This is a genomic window from Pseudomonas sp. AU11447 (genome assembly GCF_001672555.2).
Classification (GTDB): domain Bacteria; phylum Pseudomonadota; class Gammaproteobacteria; order Pseudomonadales; family Pseudomonadaceae; genus Pseudomonas; species Pseudomonas nitroreducens.
Genome location: NZ_LZDG02000064.1, coordinates 1 through 661 on the forward strand (window position 1 = coordinate 1; position 661 = coordinate 661).

General features: G+C 64.8%; 1 protein-coding gene. It reads left to right on the top strand.

The features are described from left to right. The coding region (locus A6723_RS23205) for a VCBS domain-containing protein (RefSeq protein WP_175405577.1) at positions 1-661 on the top strand (661 nt) is incomplete at both ends.

A 661-nucleotide genomic window follows, 5' to 3' on the forward strand; every position in this document is an offset into this window, starting at 1 on the left:
ATCGTGGTCAAGTACATCGTCACCGACGAACACGGTGCGACCGATACCCAGACCCTGACCATCACCGTCACCGGGACCAACGACCCGGCCGTCATCGGCGGCGTGGCCAGCGTGAGCGTCAATGAGACCGATGCACCGATCACCACCGGCGGCCAACTGACTGTCACCGACGTCGACGGCGCGGCCAGCTTCCAGGCACAGAGCAACGTCGCCGGCCTGCACGGCACCTTCAAYCTCGGCACCGACGGCASCTGGACCTAYACCGCCAACAGCGCCTACAACGAGCTGRRTGYCGGCGACAAGCTCACYGACACCTTCACCGTGAAGGCTGCCGACGGCACCAGCAGCACCGTGACCGTCACCATCAACGGCACCAACGATGCACCGGTCGCCTCGGCCGATGTCGCCAGCACCGAAGAGAACACCGTGCTCAACGGTCAGGTTCCGGCCGCCACCGATGTCGACGGCACCGTCGTCAGCTACCAGCTGGCCACCGACGTGGCGCAAGGCAAAGGCACGCTGACCTTCAATGCCAACGGCAGCTACACCTTCAATCCGGGTACCGCCTTCGACCACCTGGCCGCAGGCGCCAGTGAGAACGTCACCTTCACCTACCAGGCGAAGGACAACAACGGCGCCCTGAGCGACCCGCAGACCATCA